The organism is Streptomyces kanamyceticus, from assembly GCF_008704495.1.
Taxonomy (GTDB): Bacteria; Actinomycetota; Actinomycetes; order Streptomycetales; family Streptomycetaceae; genus Streptomyces; species Streptomyces kanamyceticus.
Window position 1 is genome coordinate 7,070,677 of sequence record NZ_CP023699.1, and the last position, 19,377, is coordinate 7,090,053.

At 72.4% G+C, this 19,377-nt stretch carries 17 protein-coding genes; 7 read left to right on the forward strand and 10 right to left on the reverse strand.

What is annotated here, in order from left to right:
* Positions 1-84 precede the first annotated feature (84 nt).
* Entirely contained in the window at positions 85-384 is a 300-nt protein-coding gene (locus CP970_RS30550) for a hypothetical protein (RefSeq protein WP_055544698.1), read from the reverse strand.
* A 117-nt stretch (positions 385-501) separates the two neighbouring features.
* On the opposite strand from CP970_RS30550, the gene CP970_RS30555 reads away from it, so the two are divergent.
* Positions 502-1,065: a hypothetical protein gene (locus CP970_RS30555; RefSeq protein WP_398656039.1), complete on the forward strand. Its 564-nt coding sequence runs from the start codon at positions 502-504 to the stop codon at positions 1,063-1,065.
* A 24-nt stretch (positions 1,066-1,089) separates the two neighbouring features.
* Here CP970_RS30555 and CP970_RS30560 read toward each other — a convergent pair whose 3' ends face one another.
* The 5 genes from CP970_RS30560 to CP970_RS30580 form a co-directional block, all read right to left on the reverse strand.
* Positions 1,090-2,100, reverse strand: a complete 1,011-nt coding sequence (locus tag CP970_RS30560; protein WP_055544700.1) for an LLM class F420-dependent oxidoreductase — start codon at positions 2,098-2,100, stop codon at positions 1,090-1,092.
* 126 nt (positions 2,101-2,226) lie between these two features.
* Positions 2,227-3,105, reverse strand: a complete 879-nt coding sequence (locus CP970_RS30565; protein WP_055544701.1) for a hypothetical protein — start codon at positions 3,103-3,105, stop codon at positions 2,227-2,229.
* A gap of 184 nt (positions 3,106-3,289) precedes the next feature.
* A complete protein-coding gene (locus CP970_RS30570) occupies positions 3,290-4,333 on the reverse strand; it encodes an N-acetylmuramoyl-L-alanine amidase (protein ID WP_055544702.1) in 1,044 nt (347 codons plus the stop codon).
* A 22-nt stretch (positions 4,334-4,355) separates the two neighbouring features.
* A complete protein-coding gene (locus CP970_RS30575) occupies positions 4,356-5,006 on the reverse strand; it encodes a class I SAM-dependent methyltransferase (protein WP_055544703.1) in 651 nt (216 codons plus the stop codon).
* Between the two features lie 388 nt (positions 5,007-5,394).
* The gene (locus tag CP970_RS30580; RefSeq protein ID WP_055544704.1) at positions 5,395-7,161 is read right to left on the reverse strand and encodes an MFS transporter; all 1,767 of its coding nucleotides are present in this window, start codon (positions 7,159-7,161) and stop codon (positions 5,395-5,397) included.
* 274 nt (positions 7,162-7,435) lie between these two features.
* Between CP970_RS30580 and CP970_RS30585 the strand changes: the two genes are divergently transcribed.
* The 4 genes from CP970_RS30585 (at position 7,436) to CP970_RS30600 (ending at position 13,307) form a co-directional block, all read left to right on the forward strand.
* Positions 7,436-9,742 (forward strand): acyl-CoA dehydrogenase, encoded by a 2,307-nt coding sequence (locus tag CP970_RS30585; RefSeq protein ID WP_055544705.1) that lies wholly within the window; start codon positions 7,436-7,438, stop codon positions 9,740-9,742.
* Positions 9,743-9,773: 31 nt separating this feature from the next.
* Positions 9,774-10,976 (forward strand): lipid-transfer protein, encoded by a 1,203-nt coding sequence (locus tag CP970_RS30590; protein WP_055544706.1) that lies wholly within the window; start codon positions 9,774-9,776, stop codon positions 10,974-10,976.
* 124 nt (positions 10,977-11,100) lie between these two features.
* Positions 11,101-11,751, forward strand: a complete 651-nt coding sequence (locus tag CP970_RS30595; RefSeq protein WP_150494209.1) for a DUF4232 domain-containing protein — start codon at positions 11,101-11,103, stop codon at positions 11,749-11,751.
* A 101-nt stretch (positions 11,752-11,852) separates the two neighbouring features.
* Complete coding sequence (locus tag CP970_RS30600) at positions 11,853-13,307, forward strand: MFS transporter (RefSeq protein WP_191094973.1); 1,455 nt, start codon at positions 11,853-11,855, stop codon at positions 13,305-13,307.
* A gap of 64 nt (positions 13,308-13,371) precedes the next feature.
* On the opposite strand, the gene CP970_RS30605 is transcribed toward CP970_RS30600, so the two are convergent.
* The 4 genes from CP970_RS30605 to CP970_RS30620 form a co-directional block, all read right to left on the reverse strand.
* On the reverse strand, positions 13,372-14,004 hold the full coding sequence (locus CP970_RS30605; RefSeq protein WP_055546251.1) for a response regulator transcription factor: 633 nt from the start codon (positions 14,002-14,004) through the stop codon (positions 13,372-13,374).
* A 196-nt stretch (positions 14,005-14,200) separates the two neighbouring features.
* Positions 14,201-15,424, reverse strand: coding sequence for a sensor histidine kinase (locus tag CP970_RS30610; protein ID WP_398656044.1), 1,224 nt, complete (start codon positions 15,422-15,424; stop codon positions 14,201-14,203).
* Positions 15,425-15,456: 32 nt separating this feature from the next.
* The gene (locus CP970_RS30615; protein WP_055546249.1) at positions 15,457-16,182 is read right to left on the reverse strand and encodes an ABC transporter permease; all 726 of its coding nucleotides are present in this window, start codon (positions 16,180-16,182) and stop codon (positions 15,457-15,459) included.
* On the reverse strand, positions 16,179-17,102 hold the full coding sequence (locus CP970_RS30620) for an ABC transporter ATP-binding protein (RefSeq protein WP_055546247.1): 924 nt from the start codon (positions 17,100-17,102) through the stop codon (positions 16,179-16,181). The genes CP970_RS30615 and CP970_RS30620 overlap by 4 nt, the downstream gene beginning before the upstream one ends.
* Before the next feature lie 274 nt (positions 17,103-17,376).
* Between CP970_RS30620 and CP970_RS30625 the strand changes: the two genes are divergently transcribed.
* Positions 17,377-18,231, forward strand: coding sequence for a MaoC/PaaZ C-terminal domain-containing protein (locus CP970_RS30625; RefSeq protein WP_055546245.1), 855 nt, complete (start codon positions 17,377-17,379; stop codon positions 18,229-18,231).
* A 25-nt stretch (positions 18,232-18,256) separates the two neighbouring features.
* Complete coding sequence (locus CP970_RS30630) at positions 18,257-19,333, forward strand: Zn-dependent alcohol dehydrogenase (protein ID WP_055546243.1); 1,077 nt, start codon at positions 18,257-18,259, stop codon at positions 19,331-19,333.
* Positions 19,334-19,377 lie beyond the last annotated feature (44 nt).

Below are 19,377 nucleotides of genomic sequence, written 5' to 3' on the forward strand. Positions count from 1 at the left end.
GCCCGGATGTGGCTGAGCGCGCCCACGCGGCGGAGCCGCATATGTCACAGCCCCGCGCCCCTATAGCGCTCGCCCCTTCGGGGCTCAGTAGCGGCGCAGGCGGCCCGCTATCGCGTGGCCGATGAACAGGTAGACCACCGCCGCCAGGCCGTAGCCCGCCACGACCCTCGCCCAGGCGTCGTCGAACGTGAACAGGTCGTGCGACCAGCCCGCCAGCCAGCGGGCCACGTCGTGCACGAACTGGACGAGGTCGTTGGCGCGGTTCGCGTCGAGGAGGTACATCAGGATCCACAGGCCGAGAACGAAGGCCATGACGTCCGCGACGATCGCGATGACTTTCGCCGCCTCGTTGGTGCCACGGGTGTTCCGGGTTCGGGGAGACATGAGGGACGGGTACCGGGCGCCGCACCGTTGAAACCCGTACGGGCTCGTCCGGGTGGCGGCACCGGGCGGCCGGGGTGAGGCTGCCGGGAGGACCGCTCACCTCAGGAGGCCGCTGTCGTGCCAAGACCCGCTGCCGTGCTCAGCCCCGTATCCGTCCGCCGCGCCGGAGTCTCCCTCACGCTGTGCTGCACGCTCCTCGTGGGCGCGACCGCCTGCAACGACGACGACAAGGACAGCGCGGCGACGCCGACCGGGTCCAGCTCGGCCGAGAAGCAGAAGTTCGCCAAGACCCGCTTCGTGGCCAACGCGGGGCTCGCCGCGGGGGCGACCTACCAGTGGATCGTGAAGCCGTTTCGCGCGGGGAAGTTCAAGGGCGGCGCGGACGGCCGCAGGTTCGCCCTGATCAAGGCGGGTCTCGCGGGGGCCTTCACGTACAACAGGCTGAAGGCGGCGACGAAGAACGCCCAGGGCGACCCGACCCTAGCCAAGGCCGTGGCGCCGCTGACCGCGGGCATCGACGCGCTGAAGGACCTGCCGTCCAAGCTCCGCAAGGGCGAGGGCACGGACTCGATCGTGAACTCCTTCGACGGCATCATCAATGACGTGAAGGGCGCGGGGAGCAGCGCGGGCGCCGAGGTCAAGGACAAGGTGCCGTCGGCGGGCGAGCTCGCCAAGGGCTAGGTGCGGCCAACTTCCCTGAGGCGCCTAGGAGTTGAGCTCGGCCAGGGTCCGCAGCGTGAGCGGGTCGGGGGCGAGGGCGAGCAGGTCAGTCACCGGCCCCTTGCGCCACAGTTCGAGCCGTTCGGCGATGCGTGCGCGCGGGCCGACCAGGGAGATCTCGTCGGCGAAGGCGTCGGGCACGGCGAGGACCGCCTCCTCCCTGCGTCCGGCGAGAAAGAGCTCCTGGATGCGCCCGGCCTCCTCCGCGTACCCCATGCGGGCCATCAGGTCGGCGTGGAAGTTCCGGGCGGCGTGCCCCATGCCGCCGATGTAGAAGCCGAGCATGGCCTTGACCGGGAGCAGGCCCTCGGCGACGTCGTCGCAGACCTTGGCGCGGGCCATGGGCGCGATCAGGAAGCCCTCGGGCAGGTCGGTGAGCGAGGCCTCGTACACGTCCGTGCGCAGCGGCGACCAGTACAGCGGCAGCCAGCCGTCCGCGATGCGGGTCGTCTGCGCGATGTTCTTGGGGCCCTCGGCGCCGAGGAGGATCGGCAGGTCGGGGCGGAGGGGGTGGGTGATCGGCTTGAGGGGCTTGCCGAGTCCGGTGCCGTCGGCACCGCCGTAGGGGTGCGTGTGGAAGCGGCCCGCCAGCTCCACGGGGCCCTCGCGGCGCAGGACTTGGCGGATCACGTCGACGTACTCGCGGGTCGCGGTCAGCGGCGACTTCGGGAACGGCCGTCCGTACCAGCCCTCCACCACCTGCGGCCCGGAGAGCCCGAGCCCGAGCATCACGCGGCCGCCGGAGAGGTGGTCGAGGGTGAGCGCGTGCATGGCGGTGGTGACGGGTGAGCGCGCGGCCATCTGCGCGACGGCCGTGCCGAGTCTGATCCGCGAGGTCCCCGCCGCGATCCAGGTCAGCGGCGTGAAGGCGTCGGACCCCCAGGCCTCCGCCGTCCACACGGAGTCGTAGCCGAGCCGCTCGGCCTCCTGGGCGAGCGCGAGGTGGCCGGGGTCGGGGCCGCGCCCCCAGTACCCGAGTGCGAGCCCGAGCCGCATACGCCCTCCCAGTCAGGTCTCTCAACCATGCCTCTGACGGACCGTCAGCTGTCTGTCGGGAGGCGACTGTACGACAACGGCCCCCCGCCCGGAAGGGCGAGGGGCCGCGATGTGCGTCGGGGTGGATCAGCCGCGCTGGATCCCCGTGGTGTCCTGCAGCACGCCGCGACGGCCGTCCTGCGTCTGGGCCACCAGGCCGGGGCCGCGCTGCTCGACGGCCAAGTACCAGGTGCCGGGCGCCAGTTCGGCGATCGGCGTGGGCGAGCCGTCCTCCGCGTACAGCGGACGCGGCACCGGCACGGCGAACCAGAACGGCGAGAAGTCACCGGCGGGCGCCTGCGCCTGCGCGGGCGGCGGGGTCTGCCCGGCCTGCGGCTGCGGCTGGCCGCCGAAGGACTGACCGCCCTGCGGCTGACCGGGGCCCGGCTGACCGGGCTGGCCGCCGTACGGAGTGCCCTGCTGCGGGGCGCCCGCACCCGGGTAGCCGTAGCCGCCCTGGGGCTGGCCGCCGTAGGGCTGCGGGGTCATCGGGCGCGGGGCGCCCATGAGGGGGGCCTTCAGGGCCGGGACGATCAGCGAGGTGACCGCGGCGGCCGCGAGCACCAGGGCGGCGATCATGCCGAGGATGAGGCCGACACCGGCGTCGGGACCGCTGGAGCGGCCGAGGGCGCTGTCGAAGAAGAAGCCGTAGGACTGGTCGACGTCGAAGATCGCGCCGAGCGAGCTCCACGCCGAGGCGATGGCGAAGGCCACACCGAGCTGACCGAGGTCCAGGCCCACGACCTTGGTCGGCTGCGGCAGCGCGCGGCCGACGACGATGAGCGCCGCACCGATGATGCCCAGCAGGTAGACGCTCATCAGGAGGTTGCCGTTTTCCCAGGCGTTCGGCAGCTTGGAGCTGTCGCCGCCATCGGCGTCAATGGTCTTGAGGAACGAGGCGATGAAGAGCAACACCGCTGCTCCGATCACCACGCCGTCGCCTCGAGTGAGGGAGCGGAAATTCACTTCAGGTCCTTCGTCAGTCGTCTCGTCAGTGGAGGCGTCGCTGTCGCCGTAGTCGCGGTTGTGTCGCGGTGCGCGAAGCGCGGGGGTGGCCCCTCATCGTATGGAGGACAATATCGTTCGGACGGCCGGGGTGTCTGCTCGGGATAAAGACGTCCACGTTTCGATCACGGGGGACCCGCACGGCCTACCCGCGGAGGAATCCCGCGATTCCGTCAGAGATCCCCTGCGCCGCCTTCTGCCGCCACGCGCCGCTCGTGAGCAGCGCCGCGTCCTTCGCGTCCCGCATGTTGCCGCACTCGATGAACACCTTGGGGACGGTGGAGAGATTCAGGCCGCCGAGGTCCTTGCGGGTGTCGAGTCCCGTGCCGCCGCCGACGTAGTTGGAGGGGGCGCTGCCCGTGGCGCGCAGGAAGGTGCCCGCGATGCGTTCGCCCAACTCCTTGGAGGGCGCCACGATCGGGGTGGTGTCGGCAGAGCCGCCCTTCACCTTCCCGGGCATGATCACGTGGAAGCCGCGGTTCCCGGCGCCCGAGCCGTCGGCGTGGACGGAGACCACCGCGTCCGCGTGGAGCTTGTTGCCGATCTTCGCGCGTTCGTCGACGCACGGGCCCCAGGGGCGGTCGCCGTCCTGGGTGAACTCGACCGTGGCGCCCTGCTTCTCCAGGAGGGTGCGCAGGCGGCGGGAGACGTCCAGGGTGAACTTGGCCTCGGTGTAACCGGCGTTGGTGGACGTGCCGGTGGTGTCGCACTCCTTGCGGTTCGTCCCGATGTCGACCTTGCGGTTGATCTCGGCCGTGTGCCGGAAGTTGCCCGAGTTGTGGCCGGGGTCGACGACGACGATCTTGCCCTTGAGCGGTCCTTCGGAGGCGGGGCGACGGGCGGGCGGCTTCGTAGTCGAATCGTTGTCGTCGCCCTTGCCGTCGGCCTTGCCGTCACCACCCTTTCCGTCCCCCTTTCCACTCTCCTTGTCGGACTTGTGTGGCTCGGGGTGCGAGGAGGAGGACGAGCCGGACCCGGACTCCGATGGCGTGCCCTGCTGCGACGAGCTGCTCGACGCGGGCAGCGACCGGTCGGGGCCGCCGTCGTCGGAGCCGCCCGTGGCCTGGTAGACCAGCCAGCCCGCCAGGCACGTCGGCACCAGCGCGGCCACCGTCATGGTCAGCGGGCGCCTGCCGAAGCGGCGCCTCGGCGGCGGGGAGGGATCGAATTCCGGACCTACGTACGACACGAGGGCGAGCCTATCCGGGAGGTCAGGTCCCCGCTCCTGTTCGGCGCAGCACGCGCAGCGAGTCCACCGCCGCGACCTCGGTGAACGCGCCGGACTCCAGGGCCCTGAGGTAGACGCGGTACGGAGCCTGGCCGGTCATGATGTCGACCGGGTCGGGGAAGACGTCGTGGATGACGAGGAGGCCGCCGTCGGCGAGGTGCGGGGCCCACCCCTCGTAGTCGCCCGTGGCGTGCTCGTCGGTGTGGCCGCCGTCGATGAACACGAACCCGAGGGGGCCGCCCCACGCCTTCGCCACCTGCGGCGAGCGGCCGACGATCGCGATCACGTGGTCTTCGAGGCCCGCCGCGTGCAGGGTGCGGCGGAAGGTGGGCAGCGTGTCCATCCGGCCGACCTCGGGGTCCACCGTCTCCGGGTCGTGGTACTCCCAGCCGGGCTGCTGCTCCTCGCTGCCGCGGTGGTGGTCCACGGTGATCGCGCTCACCCCGGCGCGCCGGGCGGCGTCGGCGAGCAGGATCGTGGAGCGGCCGCAGTACGTGCCGACTTCGAGGAGGGGCAGCCCGAGCGTGGCGGCCTCCGTGGCGGCCGCGTAGAGCGCGAGCCCTTCGCCCTTGGGCATGAAGCCCTTGGCGGCCTCAAAGGCGGCGACGATCTCCGGCTCGGGCGCGATGGCCACGGGGTGCTCCTGGGCGTGTGGGTGGGTGGGCGCCCCATGATGCATGGCGCGCCCACCGGCGGAGGGAAGGGGGGTGTGCCGGGGTGCGCCCCTGCGGGCCCGCTGTGGCTGAGCGCGCAGTTCCCCGCGCCCCTACGGGGCACGTCCCCGCCGGTCCGACGGAGGGGGCGCCCCGGAAGGGGCGCGAGAAACGGCGCGCCCAGCCACAACCGCCCCGCGGTTGCCCCGCAAGGGGCGCGGGGAACGGCGCGCTCAGCCACAAACCGGCCCGCGGTTGCCCCGTAAGGGGCGCGGGGAACGGCGCGCTCAGCCACAAACCGCCCCGCAGCTACCCCGTAAGGGGCGCGGGGAACTGCGCGACCAGCCACAACCGGCCCGCGGTTACCACTCAGGCAGGCACATCACTCCCGCCCCCCGCAGGGGATCCGGCCGGGGATCCCACCCCAGCCAACGCCAAGTCAACCCGCACCGCCCGCTCGTCCCCGGGATGCGCCGCCGCAGACGCATGCGGCGCGTGCCCGGACGCGGTGGCCGCGAGGACGTACGACCCGTCGGCGGGAACGGCGAGGGAGTAGCGGCCCTCGGAATCGGTGAGGGCAGCCCCCGCCTGCTTGCCGCGCCGGTCGATCAGCGTCACCTTGGCCCGCGCGAGCGGCCCCCCGTCCGCGCCGTGGACCTGACCGTGGAAGCCCGCGAGGACCTCCGTGGCGCGCTCCAGGTTGGCGTCCTCCTCGCTGCTCGCGCGCAGCTGCGGCTTGGTCGAGCGGCGCGGCGAGGGGAGGAAGAGGGCGAAGAGCAGGCCGACCGCGACCGCGCCCGTGGCGATCAGGAACGAGACGCGGAAGCCGTGCAGGGTGGGTACGTCGACGCCGCCGACGTGGTTCGCCGTGTTGGCGAGGACCATGCCGATGACGGCGCTGGACACGGACGTGCCGATGGAGCGCATCAGGGTGTTGAGGCCGTTGGCCGCGCCGGTCTCGGACGGGTCGACCGCGCCGATGATCAGGGCGGGCAGCGAGGAGTAGGCGAGCCCGATGCCCGCGCCGACGACCACCGAGATGACGATGGTCTGCCAGGCGGCGCTCATCAGGCCGAGGCCCGCGCCGTAGCCGATGGCGATGATCAGCATGCCGAGGATGAGGGTGGTCTTCGGGCCGTACTTCGCCGAGAGGCGGGCGTAGACCGGGGCCGTGAACATCATCGTCAGGCCGAGCGGGGCCACGCACAGGCCCGCGACGACCATCGACTGGCCGAGCCCGTAGCCGGTGGCCTTCGGCAGCTGGAGGAGCTGCGGCAGGACCAGCGAGATCGCGTAGAAGGCGACGCCGACCATGATCGAGGCGAGGTTGGTGAGCAGCACCTCGCGCCGTGCGGTGGTGCGCAGGTCCACCAGCGGGGCCTTCATGCGCAGCTCCATCACGCCCCACAGGACGAGCACGACGGCCGAGGCGCCGAACAGGCCGAGCGTGGTGCCCGAGCTCCAGCCCCAGTCGCTGCCCTTGGTGATGGGGAGCAGGAAGAGGACGAGCCCGGCGGAGAGGCCGATCGCGCCGAGCACGTCGAAGCTGCCCTGGGCGCGCAGCGGGCTCTCCGGCACGAAGAGGACGGTGAGGACCATGGCGAGTACGCCGAGTCCGGCGGCGCCGAAGAACAGCGCGTGCCAGTCGGCGTGCTGCGCGGTCAGGGCGGCGAGCGGCAGCGCGAGACCGCCGCCGACGCCGATGGACGAGCTCATCAGGGCCATCGCGGAGCCGAGCTTCTCGCGCGGCAGCATGTCGCGCATCAGGCCGATGCCGAGCGGGATGGCGCCCATCGCGAAGCCCTGCAGCGCGCGACCGACGATCATCACTACGAGATCGTCGGTGAATCCGCAGATCAGCGAGCCGACGACCATCACGGCGAGGCTGCTGAGCAGCATCCGGCGCTTGCCGAAGAGGTCGCCGAGGCGCCCCATGATCGGGGTGGACACGGCACCGGCGAGCAGGGTCGAGGTCATGACCCAGGTGGCGTTCGAGGGCGCGGTGCTCAGCAGGGTCGGCAGGTCCTTGATGACCGGCACGAGCAGGGTCTGCATGACCGCGACGACGATGCCTGAGAAGGCGAGTACGGGGACGACTCCGCGTATGCCGCGTGGTGAGGTCGCGGTCATCGACATTGCGTGGGGCCTCCGGGCGGAAGGTGGTGCGTGGCAGGGGTACGTGTAGGCCGAACCCGTTACCCAGGGCGACTATTCCGACCTTTGGCGTACCCGGCGAACTCTTGACCTTTTGTTAACCGCTTCATCATCCGGCGCCCGAAGCGGTCACGGAACTTCAGCAGCCGCCGAACCGGAGCGGTCACGGAAGACGACCCGTATCTGACCTTCCGTCAGATTGAAACGTGTTCTAGTCTGGCCGCCGTCCCGGCAGCTGCTACCGGCGAGGATGCGCATGGGGATCGGAATCACGCAGGAACAAAGGGAGTTGGCCTCGGCCGTGCGCGGCTGGATCGCGCGGGCGGCGCCGCCCGAGGAGACGCGGGTGTTGCTCGACGAGCCCCGTAAAGGGCGCGGGGAACTGCGCGACGAGCCCCCACCGGCCCGCGGGTCCGCGACCGCGCTTCCGGCAGGGCGCTCGGACGGGCTGCCGGAAGAGGCGGGCAAGCCGCTCGACGCGCCGCCCGGCGGCGTCCCCCGCCCTGCCCACTGGACCGGCCTCGCCGAGCAAGGACTGCTGGGGGTCCACCTGCCAGAGGCATGCCGTGGCGGAGGCGGCGGCCTCGTCGATCTCGCCGTCGTCCTGGAAGAGGCGGCACACGCCGCGCTCCCCGGCCCGTACGCCGCGAGCTCCCTCGCCTCCGCCGTCCTGCACCGCGCGGGCGCCCACGCGCTCGCCGCACTCCTCGCCGACGGCACCCGCATCGGCGCCGTCGCCCTAGGCCCCGGCACGCTCACCGCCGTCAGCGTCCCGGACGGCTACGTCCTGGACGGCACCGCGCCGCCCGTGCTCTCAGGAGCCGACGCCGATCTGCTCGTCCTGGCCGCCGCGTCCGCCGCGGGCCCGGTCTGGCTCGCCGTCGACGCCGACGCGCTGACCGTACGTACGCACGAGAGCGCCGATCCGACCCGGCCGACCGCCGAGGTGAGCGCGCGGGCCGCGCACGTACCGGCCGGGCGGCTGCTCGCCCTGGACGTGGCGACCGTGCGCGACCTGGCCGCCGTCGTGCTCGCCGCCGACGCCTGCGGCACCGCGGCCTGGGCGCTGCACGCCGCGGCCGAACACGCCAAGGTGCGCGAGCAGTTCGGGCGGCCCATCGGGCAGTTCCAGGGCGTCAAGCACCTCTGCGCCGACATGCTGGTCCGCGTCGAGCAGGCCCGCGCGCTTGCCTGGGACGCGGCCCGCGCGGCCGACGAGCCCGGACTGCCGGACGACGTGCGCGGCCTCGTCGCCGCCCTCGCCGCCGCCACCGCCCTGGACGCCGCCTACTCCTGCGCCAAGGACTGCGTGCAGATCCTCGGCGGCATCGGCTTCACCTGGGAGCACGACGCACACCGATACCTGCGCAGGGCGGTCGTGGCGCGCCAGCTGCTCGGCGCCGGTGACACGCACCGGCAGCGGGCCGTGCGGCTCGCCGAGGGCGGTGCGCGCAGGGAGCTGCGCCTCGCGCTGCCGCGCGAGGCGGAGGCGTACCGCGCGCAGGCCCGCGAGGTGATCGCCGGGGCCCGCGGACTCGACCCCGCGGCGGCCCGCAAGGCACTCGCGCCCACCGGCTACGCGGCCCCGCACCTGCCCGAGCCGTACGGCCTCGGCGCGGGACCCGTCCAACAGCTCGCCGTCCAGGAGGAGTTGGCGGCGGCAGGGGTCAAGCTCAGCGAGCTCGGCATCGCGACCTGGGTGGTCCCCTCCCTCCTCGCGTACGGCACGGAAGAACAGCGGGCACGCTTCCTCGCGCCCACCCTGCGCGGCGAGTTGCTCTGGTGCCAGCTCTTCAGCGAGCCGGAAGCGGGCTCCGACCTCGCCTCGCTGCGCACGAAGGCCGAACGCGTCGAAGGGGGCTGGCGCGTCAACGGCCAGAAGGTGTGGACGAGCGCGGCCCAGTGGGCCGACTTCGGCATCCTGCTCGCCCGCACGAACCCGGACGCGCCCAAGCACAAGGGCCTCACCTACTTCCTCGTAGACATGAAGGCGGCGAGCTCCGCGGGGGGTGCGGGGATCGACATCCGCCCGCTCAAGGAGATCACCGGCGACTCCCTCTTCAACGAGGTGTACTTCGACGACGTCCTGCTCCCCGAGGACGCCGTGGTCGGCCGGGTCGACGACGGCTGGCGGGTGGCCCGCGACACCCTAGGCAACGAACGCGTCCACATGGCCGACCAGTTGACCTTCGACACCGGACTCGAAGCGCTCATCGCGCGCGCCGCCGACCTGGACGGCGCCTGCCGCGCCCGCATCGGCGCGCTCGCCGCGGAGGCGCACGCGCTCGCCTGCATCGGCCTGCGGACCACCAGCCGGCAGGTGGCGGGCGCGGAGCCGGGCGCGGGCGCCTCGGTGCGCAAACTCGTCCAGACCCCGCACCAGCAGAAGGTCGCCGAACTCGCCCTCGAACTGCTCGGCCCGGCGGGCGCGGTGCGCGAGGGCGCGGCGGAGCGGGCGCTGCACGGCTTCCTGATGTCGCGCTGCCTGACCATCGCGGGCGGCACCACCCAGGTCCAGCTCAACGTCGTCGCCGAGCGGATCCTCGGCCTGCCCCGTGACTGAATCGGCCCGCCCCGTGACTGAAGGGAACCTCATGACCTCCACGAAGGCGTACGTCGTCGGCGTCGGGATGACCAAGTTCGAGAAGCCCGAGACGCGTGACTGGCAGTACTGGGACATGGCGAAGGAGGCGGGCACCAAGGCCCTCGACGACGCGGGGATCTCCTACGAGGACGTGGAACAGGTCCCCGTCGGCTACTGCTTCCAGGCCTCGACGGCCGGGCAGCGCGCCGCCTACGAACTGGGCCTGACCGGCGTCCCCGTCTACAACGTCAACAACAACTGCGCGACCGCGTCGACCGCGCTGATGATGGCGCGGCAGTTCGTCGAGGGCGGACTCAACGACTGCGTGCTCGCGCTCGGCTTCGAGAAGATGGCGCGCGGCTCGCTCGGCGGCGGCAGCGACGGGGGCGACTTCAAGACGTCGCCGGTCGCCCGGCACTACGGGATCATGGCCGCACGGCACGGCTTCGAGATGACCCCGCCCACCGCGCAGATCTTCGGCAACGCGGCCCGCGAGCACATGGAGAAGTACGGCACGACCGAGGCGCAGCTCGCCGCGGTCGGTGCCAAGAACCACCGGCACTCGGTGAACAACCCCTACGCCCAGTTCCAGGACGCGTACACCGTCGACGAGGTCCTCGCCGCCAAGACCATCCACCGCTCGCTCACCAAGCTCCAGTGCTCCCCGACCTCGGACGGCTCGGCGGCCGCGGTCGTCGTCTCCGAACGCTTCGTGGAGCGGCACGGCCTCCAGGACCGCGCCGTGGAGATCGCCGCCCAGGCCATGACCACCGACACCGGCGAGTCCTTCGCGTCCGGGTCGTGCGTCGACGCCGTCGGACAGCCGATGTCCCGGGAGGCAGCGCGCCAGGTGTACGACAGGTCGGGGCTCGGCATCGAGGACGTGGACGTCGTCGAGCTGCACGACTGCTTCTCCATCAACGAACTCCTGACGTACGAGGCGCTCGGCATGTGCGCCCCCGGCGAGTCCGGCAAGCTCGTCGAGAGCGGCGCGACGACCTACGGCGGACGCTGGGTGGTGAACCCCTCCGGCGGCCTCATCTCCAAGGGCCACCCGCTCGGCGCGACGGGCATCGCGCAGGTCGCCGAACTGACCTGGCAGCTGCGGGGCGAGGCGGCGGCACGGCAGGTCGACGGGGCGCGGGTGGGGCTCGCGCACAACATCGGCCTCGGCGGGGCGGCGGTGGTGACGCTGCTGCGGCGGGCGGCGTAGGGGGCCCAACGCCTGTGACAGAACGGAGACTTCGCGGTGGACCGGCTGTAACTCGGTGCGGGCTACAAATACTCCAGACCGCAAGCACCGAGCTACTCCACCGAGCCACTTCTGGGGGAACACCGTGAAGCACACCCGTATAGCCGCACTCGCCGCTCTCGGCCTCGCCGCCTCCCTCTCGCTGACGGCCTGTGGCGGAGACGACTCCGGGACGGACACGTCCTCCAAGGGCTCCTCGTCTTCCTCGTCCTCGAAGTCGGAGGCGGGCGACGCGAAGGCGGACGGAGCGAAGGCGGGTTCGGGTTCGGGTTCCGGTTCGGACACGAAGGCGGAGGCGGCCGGGGGCGGCGCGGCGAAGTCCGGCGGCGGCAAGGTCACGTTCTGCAAGACGGCGGACCTGGCGATAGACGCGCAGGACGCCGCGGCCGACGGCGAGGGCCGGATCGACATCACGATGATCAACCGGGGCTCGACGACCTGCTCGGCGACGGGCTTCGCGGGCGTCGACATCAAGGACGAGGACAACACGTCCAACCCCATCGAGCGCGGCCAGGCCCAGCCCCGCGTCACCACCCTGAAGCCGGGCGACGCCGCGGTCTTCAACCTGGCCTACGACATCGACACCTCCGGCGAAAGCCTCGCCTCCCCGACCAACATCATCGTCACGCCCCCCAACGAGACCCACAACGTAACCCTGGACTGGCCCTCCGCCGCCGGAGCCATCAAGGGCGCGTACACCGACGTGCAGGTCTACCCCACCCACACCACCGACTGAGAGCACCGCACGCGGGGCCCGAGACCTAGGCCTACGGCCCGAGGACTCGTCGAGCGAAATTCCGATGCCCAAGGCACTCATTGCTTGAGATGATGAGTGTCATGGCTCAGACGTCCCCCGGCACTTACATACCCGCCGACCGCCCCACCGCCCCCGGCAAGAAGTCCGCCCCCATGTGGGCCGTGCTGCTCGCCGCCTGCGCGGGACAGTTCCTCGTCGTCCTCGACGTCTCCGTGGTGAACACCGCGCTGCCGTCGATGCGGGCCGATCTCGGCATGAGCCCCCTGGGGCTGCAGTGGGTCGTCAACTCCTACTCCATCGCCTTCGCGGGCTTCATGCTCCTCGGCGGGCGCGCCGGTGACCTCTTCGGGCGCAAGCGGATGTTCCTCGTCGGGCTCGCCCTGTTCACCGCGGCCTCGCTCGCGGGCGGCCTCGCGCAGGCCGACTGGCAGCTGCTCGCCGCGCGGGCCGTGCAGGGCCTCGGCGCCGCGGTCCTCGCGCCCTCGACCCTGACGATCCTCACCTCGGCGGTGCCCGAGGGCCCGGCGCGGGTCAGGGCGATCGGCACCTGGTCCGCGGTGGGCGCGGGCGGCGGCGCGGCCGGTGGTCTGGTCGGCGGCGTCCTGACCGACCTGCTGTCCTGGCGCTGGGTGCTGCTGATCAACGTGCCGATCGGCGCGCTGGTGATCCTCGCCGGTGCCGCCTGGCTGAGTGAGAGCCGCGCGAGCGGCACGCGCCGGATCGACCTGCCGGGCGCGATCCTGGTGACGGCGGGGCTCGCGACCCTGGCGTACGGCATCGTGCAGACCGAGCAGAAGGGCTGGACGGCGGCGGAGACCCTGGTGCCGCTGGCCGCGGGGCTCGCGCTGCTCGCCGCGTTCCTGCTGGTGGAGGCGCGCACCAAGGAGCCGCTGATGCCGCTGAAGCTCTTCAGGGTGCGCTCGGTGTCGGCCGCGAACGCCGCGATGTTCATGTGCGGCGGCGGCATGTTCGCCATGTGGTACTTCATGACGCTGTACGCCCAGAACGTCCTTGACTACTCGCCGATGAAGGCGGGTCTCGCGCTCATCCCGTCCTCGCTGACCATCGTCCTCGGCTCGAAGCTCGCGCCGCGTCTGATGCCGGTGATCGGCGCCAAGAACGTCTCGGTCATCGGCATCGTCATCGCGGCGGCCGGGTTCGGCTGGCAGTCGACCATGACGGCCGACGGCGCGTACGTCACGGCGATCATGCTGCCCGGCATCGTGATGATGCTCGGCGCGGGCCTCGCCTCCACGCCGCTCGCCTCGCTGGCCACGTCGGGCGCGCAGCCGAAGGACGCGGGCCTGGTCTCCGGCCTGATCAACACCTCGCGCACGATGGGCGGCTCGTTGGGCCTCGCGGTGCTCTCCACGGTGGCGGCGACCACGATGGCCGGTTCGACGACGCCGCAGGCGCTGACCGACGGCTACGCGGCGGCGTTCCGTACGAGTGGGATCATCCTGCTCGCGGGGGTCGTGGTGATGCTGCTGTGGATGCCGGGGGAGCGTTCCGCGGCCCGGCGGCGCGAGAACTGAGTCCGGCGGGGGCCGCGCGCCTGGCGCATGGCCAGCCGCGCCGGCGGGCTTCCCGGAGCTCGGCTCACAGCCAGCCGCGCTGACGGGCCTCCCGGACCGCCTCCATCCGGTTGCGCGTGCCCGTCTTCCCGATGGCCGCCGACAGGTAGTTCCGCACGGTCGACTCCGACAGGTGGACCTTGCCCGCGATGTCGGCGACCGTGGCCCCGTCCACCGCGGCCTTCAGGACGTCCGCCTCGCGGGTGGTCAGGGGGCTCGGGCCCGCGCTCAGCGCGGCGGCGGCGAGCGCGGGGTCGATGACGGTCTCGCCGCGCAGCGCGCGGCGGATCGCCTCGGCGAGATCCTCGACGGGGCCGTCCTTGACCAGGAAGCCGACCGCGCCCGCCTCCATCGCGCGGCGCAGATAGCCGGGCCTGCCGAACGTGGTGAGGATCAGGACCCGGCAGTCGGGGCACTCGTCACGCAGATCGGCCGCCGCGTCCAGGCCGCTGCGGCCCGGCAGTTCGATGTCGAGCAGGGCCACGTCGGGACGGCTGGTCAGCGCCGCGGAGACGATCTCGTCCCCCGCGCCGACCTGGGCGACGACCTCGATGTCAGGCTCCATGCCGAGCAGCAGCGCGAGCGCGCCCCGCATCATGCCCTGGTCCTCGGCAAGGAGAACTCTCACGGACTTCATCGGGCGGTGGTCCCGCGGCATCTCTGTCACGGGACGAGGATAGAGCGGCGAGGCTCGGCGCCCGCTCGGCCGGAGTGGCGTCGCCTGGCCTGCGCTCGGCCTGCGGCCTGCACCCGCCCCGCGGGCGAGGAGAGACGGCGGCTTGGCCGCGCCGCGCAGCCGTACTGCCTGCCGGGTGTGCGCGGAGGTCCACCTCCAGCCCGCCCCCCCCGGACAGCTACACAGGGACCGGATCCGTCTCCGTGACCGGGAGTTCCGCCGTGACGCGGAAACCGGTGCGCGGCGCCGGGCCCGACGTGAGGGAGCCGCCCGCCGCGGCGAGGCGTTCGGTCAGGCCCTTGAGGCCGCTGCCCGGCGGGCCTTCGCCCGTGCCGCGTCCGTCGTCGGTGATCGTGAGCCGGGTCCGTTCGGCGGTCCCGGTGACCTCGATGTCGCAGTGGGCCGCGCCGGAATGTCGTACGACGTTGGTGGCGGACTCGCGCACCACCCAGCCCAGGAGCGCCGCGGTCTCCGGGGCGAGCGGTGGGCCCGACTGGCGTACGACCGCCTCGATGCCCGCCGCGCCGAGCAGATCGCGGGCGCGGTCGAGCTCCGTGGCGAGGCTGCCCTCGCGGTAGCCGGTGACGGCCTCGCGGATCTCGGTGAGCGCCTGCCGCCCGACGGACTCGATGTCGGAGACCTGATCGAGCGCCGCGGTCAGGTCGCGCGGGGCGAGGCGGCGAGTGGCCTCGGCCTTCACCACGATCACCGAGAGCGTGTGGCCGAGCAGGTCGTGCAGGTCGCGGGAGAAGCGGAGGCGTTCCTTCTCGACGGCGCTGCGGGCCAGCTCCTCGCGGGCGGCGCGCAGCTCGCGGACTGTCTCGGCAAGGGAGAGGATCGCCGCGGTCACCATCACGGACAGGAACGTCCCGTACGCGATGTTCGCCGCGCCCCACCCGTCCCTGATCCCGCCGATGACGCCCGCGAGGGCGCTGAGCCCGAGGCCGACGGGCCCGAGCCCGCGGCCCCGGACGACGGCTCCGGTGGCGAGGCCGAGGAGCGGGAAGAACATCAGCCAGTTGCCGCCGTAGCCCGCGGCGAGGCCGATGGTGATCGCGGCCAGGGCGCCGAGCGCCCAGAGGGTGGCGGGCGCGGTCCGCGACTTCTTGTCGAAGGCGCGGAACACGACGGCGATGTAGAGGGAGTTGAAGGCGAGCAGGCCCACGCCCGCGATCCACGGGTTGGGGGTCTTGCCCTGGAGCAGGTGGGAGAAGGCGCCCATGCCCATGAGCAGCCAGGGCAGCAGGGTGAAGCCGTTGGGCGGGCCGATCTCCTCCGGGATCTCGCCCGCCTTCTTCTTGGCGCGCCAGACGGGCTTGGCCTTGGCGTAGTCGGCCTGCCACGCCCGGCGGGCGTCCCGCCACTCCCGCATCCGGCAGGTGGTCTGGTGCTTCCAGGACACGACGGTCCCCTCTCCCGTGACGCGGTACCCGTTCACATGGTCCGCGCGGCCCTGCGGTACGAGACCACAGCGTACGAACCGAAGGCCAGCAGCCAGGCGGCGAGGACCGCGACCGTGCCGGGACCCGGCGCGTGGCCGTCGGCCGCGGACCAGCCGAGGTCGGCGAAGCGGTGGGCGGGCGTGTACGCGCCGATCGCGCGGAGCCAGCCGGGGAACTCGCTCACCGGGAACCACAGGCCGCCGACCACCGCGAGCCCGAGGTTGCAGGCGACGTTCACCACGCCGGTGGTCTGGGCCGTCAGGCGGTAGCCGTTGCCGATGCCGAGCAGCGTGAAGGGCAGCGCGCCGAGCCAGAGGAAGAGCAGCAGCGCCGTCCACTGTCCCGCGCCCAGTCGTACGTCGTTGATCAGGGCGCCCGCCGCGAGCACCGCGAGGACGGAGGGCAGCACCGTCACGGAGCCGGAGAGGGCCCGGCCAAGCACCACGTCGCGCGGCCGCATCGGGGTGATCCGCAGCTGCCGCAGCCAGCCGATCGACTTGTCCTCGGCGACGCCCGTGCCGGTGGCCAGGGCCGAGCCGAGCGCGCCGTACGCGGCCATGCCGACCATGGTGCCGGTCTTCCAGCCCTGGTCGCCTTCGCCGCCGCCGATGTTGGTGAACAGGAGGTACATCAGGACCGGCATGCCGGTCCCGAAGACCACGAAGGTGGTGTCGCGCAGGGTCCTGCGGACCTCGAGCCTGACGTAGTCGATGATCATCGCGCGGTCTCCAGAGGCGTCGCGTGGGCGGACGTGAGGGCGAGGAACGCGTCGTCCAGGGAGGCGGGCGCGACCTCGATGCCGCGGACCGCGCCGAGCGAGGCGAGCGCCACGACCGTGGCGTCCGGGTCCTCGGTGCGCAGCCTGGCCCGGTCACCGCGCACCTCCAGGGAGAGGACGCCGGGCAGTTCGGTGAGGCCCTCGGTGGGGCGGCCCGCCAGGTCGAAGGCGACCAGGCCGCCGCCCGCCGCGCGGCGCAGCTGTTCGCCGGTGCCGTCGGCGACGATCCGGCCGCGGTCGATGACGACGATCCGGTCGGCGTGCGCGTCGGCCTCCTCCAGGTAGTGGGTGGAGAAGAGCACGGTGTGGCCGCGCCGGGCGTAGCCGCGCATCGAGGTCCAGAAGGCGTGCCTGGCCTCGACGTCGAGGGCGGCGGTCGGCTCGTCGAGGACGACGAGCGAGGGGTCACCGGCGAGTGCCACGGCGAACCGCACCCGCTGCATCTGGCCCCCGGACAGCTTGTCCACGCGCCGGTCGGCGAGTTCGGCGATGCCCGCGAGGCCGAGGGTCTGGTCGAGGGGCATCGGCGCGGGGTAGGTGCGGGCGACGAAGCCGACCAGTTCGCGGACGGTGACGCGGGGCACCTGGCGGCCCTCCTGGAGCATCGCGCCGACCCGGCCCGCCGCCACGGCCCGCGCGGGGGAGTGCCCGAAGAGCCGCACCGAGCCCGCGTCGGGTTCGTTCAGGCCGAGCAGCAGGGAGAGGGCGGTGGACTTGCCCGCGCCGTTGCGGCCGAGCAGCGCGACGGTCTCGCCGGTGCGTATCTCCAGGTCGAGGCCGTCCACGGCGCGGACGGCGCCGAAGCTCTTGACCGCTCGGGAGAAGGCCACCGCGGGCTCCTCCTGTGATGTCTTCTTCATGGGGACGACGCTACGAATCAGGTGCGGGTCGGCGGCAGATGCGGCTGTACGGACTCGGCGGGTACAAATGTCACAACGGCGCATCTGACGTTGCGTCAGGAGTCTTCACAAGTGCCGGGGCCTCGGCTATACATGGGGTCGCCGGACTGGAACGCGTTCTAGAACGGGCCGGTTCACCGACCGGCCTCCCGGCCCAGTTGCGACCTCGGTGCGGCCGACGGTGCGGACGGCCGCACCGAGGTCTTCTGCCACCGCCCCAAGGAGCTGCCGCCCCATGCCCATTGACGCCGCGAAGGCCGTGGCCGCCGAACCCCGGTCCGCCGAGATCGCCTGGGACCACAAGGACGTCCAGCTCTACCACCTGGGCCTCGGCGCGGGACTGCCCGCCACCGACCCCGACGAGCTGCGCTACACGCTGGAGTCCAAGCTGCACGTCCTGCCCAGCTTCGCCACCGTCGCGGGCGCGGGCATGGGCGTCGTCGGCGGGCTCTCCGCCCCCGGTGTCGAGGTGAACCTGGCCGCCGTCCTGCACGGCGGCCAGGCCATCACGCTGCACCGCCCCATCCCGTCCGACGGCAGGGCCACCAGCACCTCCAAGGTCGCCGCCGTGTACGACAAGGGCAAGGCGGCCATCCTCGTCCTGCGCACCGAAGTCGCCGACGCCGACGGGCCGTTGTGGACGAGCGACGCCGAGATCTTCGTACGCGGCGAAGGCGGCTTCGGCGGCGACCGGGGCCCCTCCGTCCGGGTCCCGGCCCCCGAAGGCGACCCCGACGCGGAGGTCGAGCGCCCCGTCCGCGAGGACCAGGCGCTGCTCTACCGCCTCTCCGGGGACTGGAACCCGCTGCACGCCGACCCCGAGTTCGCCAAGCTCGCGGGCTTCGACAGGCCGATCCTGCACGGCCTGTGCACCTACGGGATGACCCTCAAGGCCGTGGTGGACACGCTGCTCGGCGGCGACGTCTCCCGGGTGCGGAGCTACCGCACCCGCTTCACCGGGGTCGTCTTCCCCGGCGAGACCCTGCGGATCCGGATGTGGCACACCGAGGGCCGCGTCCAGGCCACCGTGACGGCGGTCGAGCGGGACGACGCGCCGGTACTCGCCGACACCGTCGTCGAGCACGCCTGAATCTTCGTACGAGAGGAGCCGCACCATGCGCGCAGCCGTACTGCACGAGATAGGCCAGGACAAGCTGGAGGTCCTCGACGACGTCGAGGCCGCGGGCTTCGGCCCGGGCAAGGTGAAGATCAGGGTCCGGGCCACCGGGCTCTGCCACTCCGACGTCTCCGCGATGAACGGCGTGCTGCCGCAGCCCGCCCCCTTCATCCCTGGCCACGAGGGCGCGGGCGAGATCATCGACGTCGGCGACGGCGTGACCGGCCTTGCCCAGGGCGACCGGGTACTGCTGTGCTGGCTGCCCGCCTGCGGCGCCTGTCCCGCCTGCAAGCGCGGCCAGACCCAGCTGTGCCTGGCCGGGTTCATGAACGCGGGCACCCCCAACTTCAAGCGCCCCGGCGGAGACGTCTTCGGCTTCGCGGGCACCGGCACCTTCACCGAGGAGGTCGTGGTCGACGCGGGCTGCGCCGTGCCGATCCCCGACGACGTGCCCTTCGACATCGCGGCACTGATCGGCTGCGGCGTCACCACGGGACTCGGCGCGGCCATCAACACCGCCGATGTGGCGGCAGGTTCGTCGGTCGCCGTGATCGGCTGCGGCGGCGTCGGCATCTCCGCGATCCAGGGCGCCAGGCTCAAGGGCGCGGCGCAGATCGTCGCCGTCGACCCGGTCGCGTCCCGCCGCGAGGCTGCCCTGAAGTTCGGCGCGACGGAGGCGGTCTCGCCGGACGAACTCGCCGACGCCAAGCAGCGGATCACCGCGGGCGAGGGCTTCGACTACGTCTTCGAGGTCGTCGGCAAATCGGCCACGGCCCGCACGGCGTACGAGACGACCCGGCGCGGCGGCACCCTCTGCGTCGTCGGCGCGGGCGCCATGGACGACAACCTGCAGCTCAACATGTTCGAGCTGTTCTTCGACGAGAAGAAGATCCTGCCGTCCATGTACGGCGGTGGTGACGTCCTCACGTCGTACGAGCGGGCCATCGCGCTGTGGCGGGCGGGCCGCATCGACCTGGAGGGCCTGATCACGCACCGCGTGGGCCTTGCCGAGATCAACGAGGCGCTCGACCAGATGCGGACGGGCGCGGCGCTGCGCACGTGCATCGAGATCTGAACCGCCCGGCTCCGCGACATCCGAACCGCCCTGCTCCGAAAGGA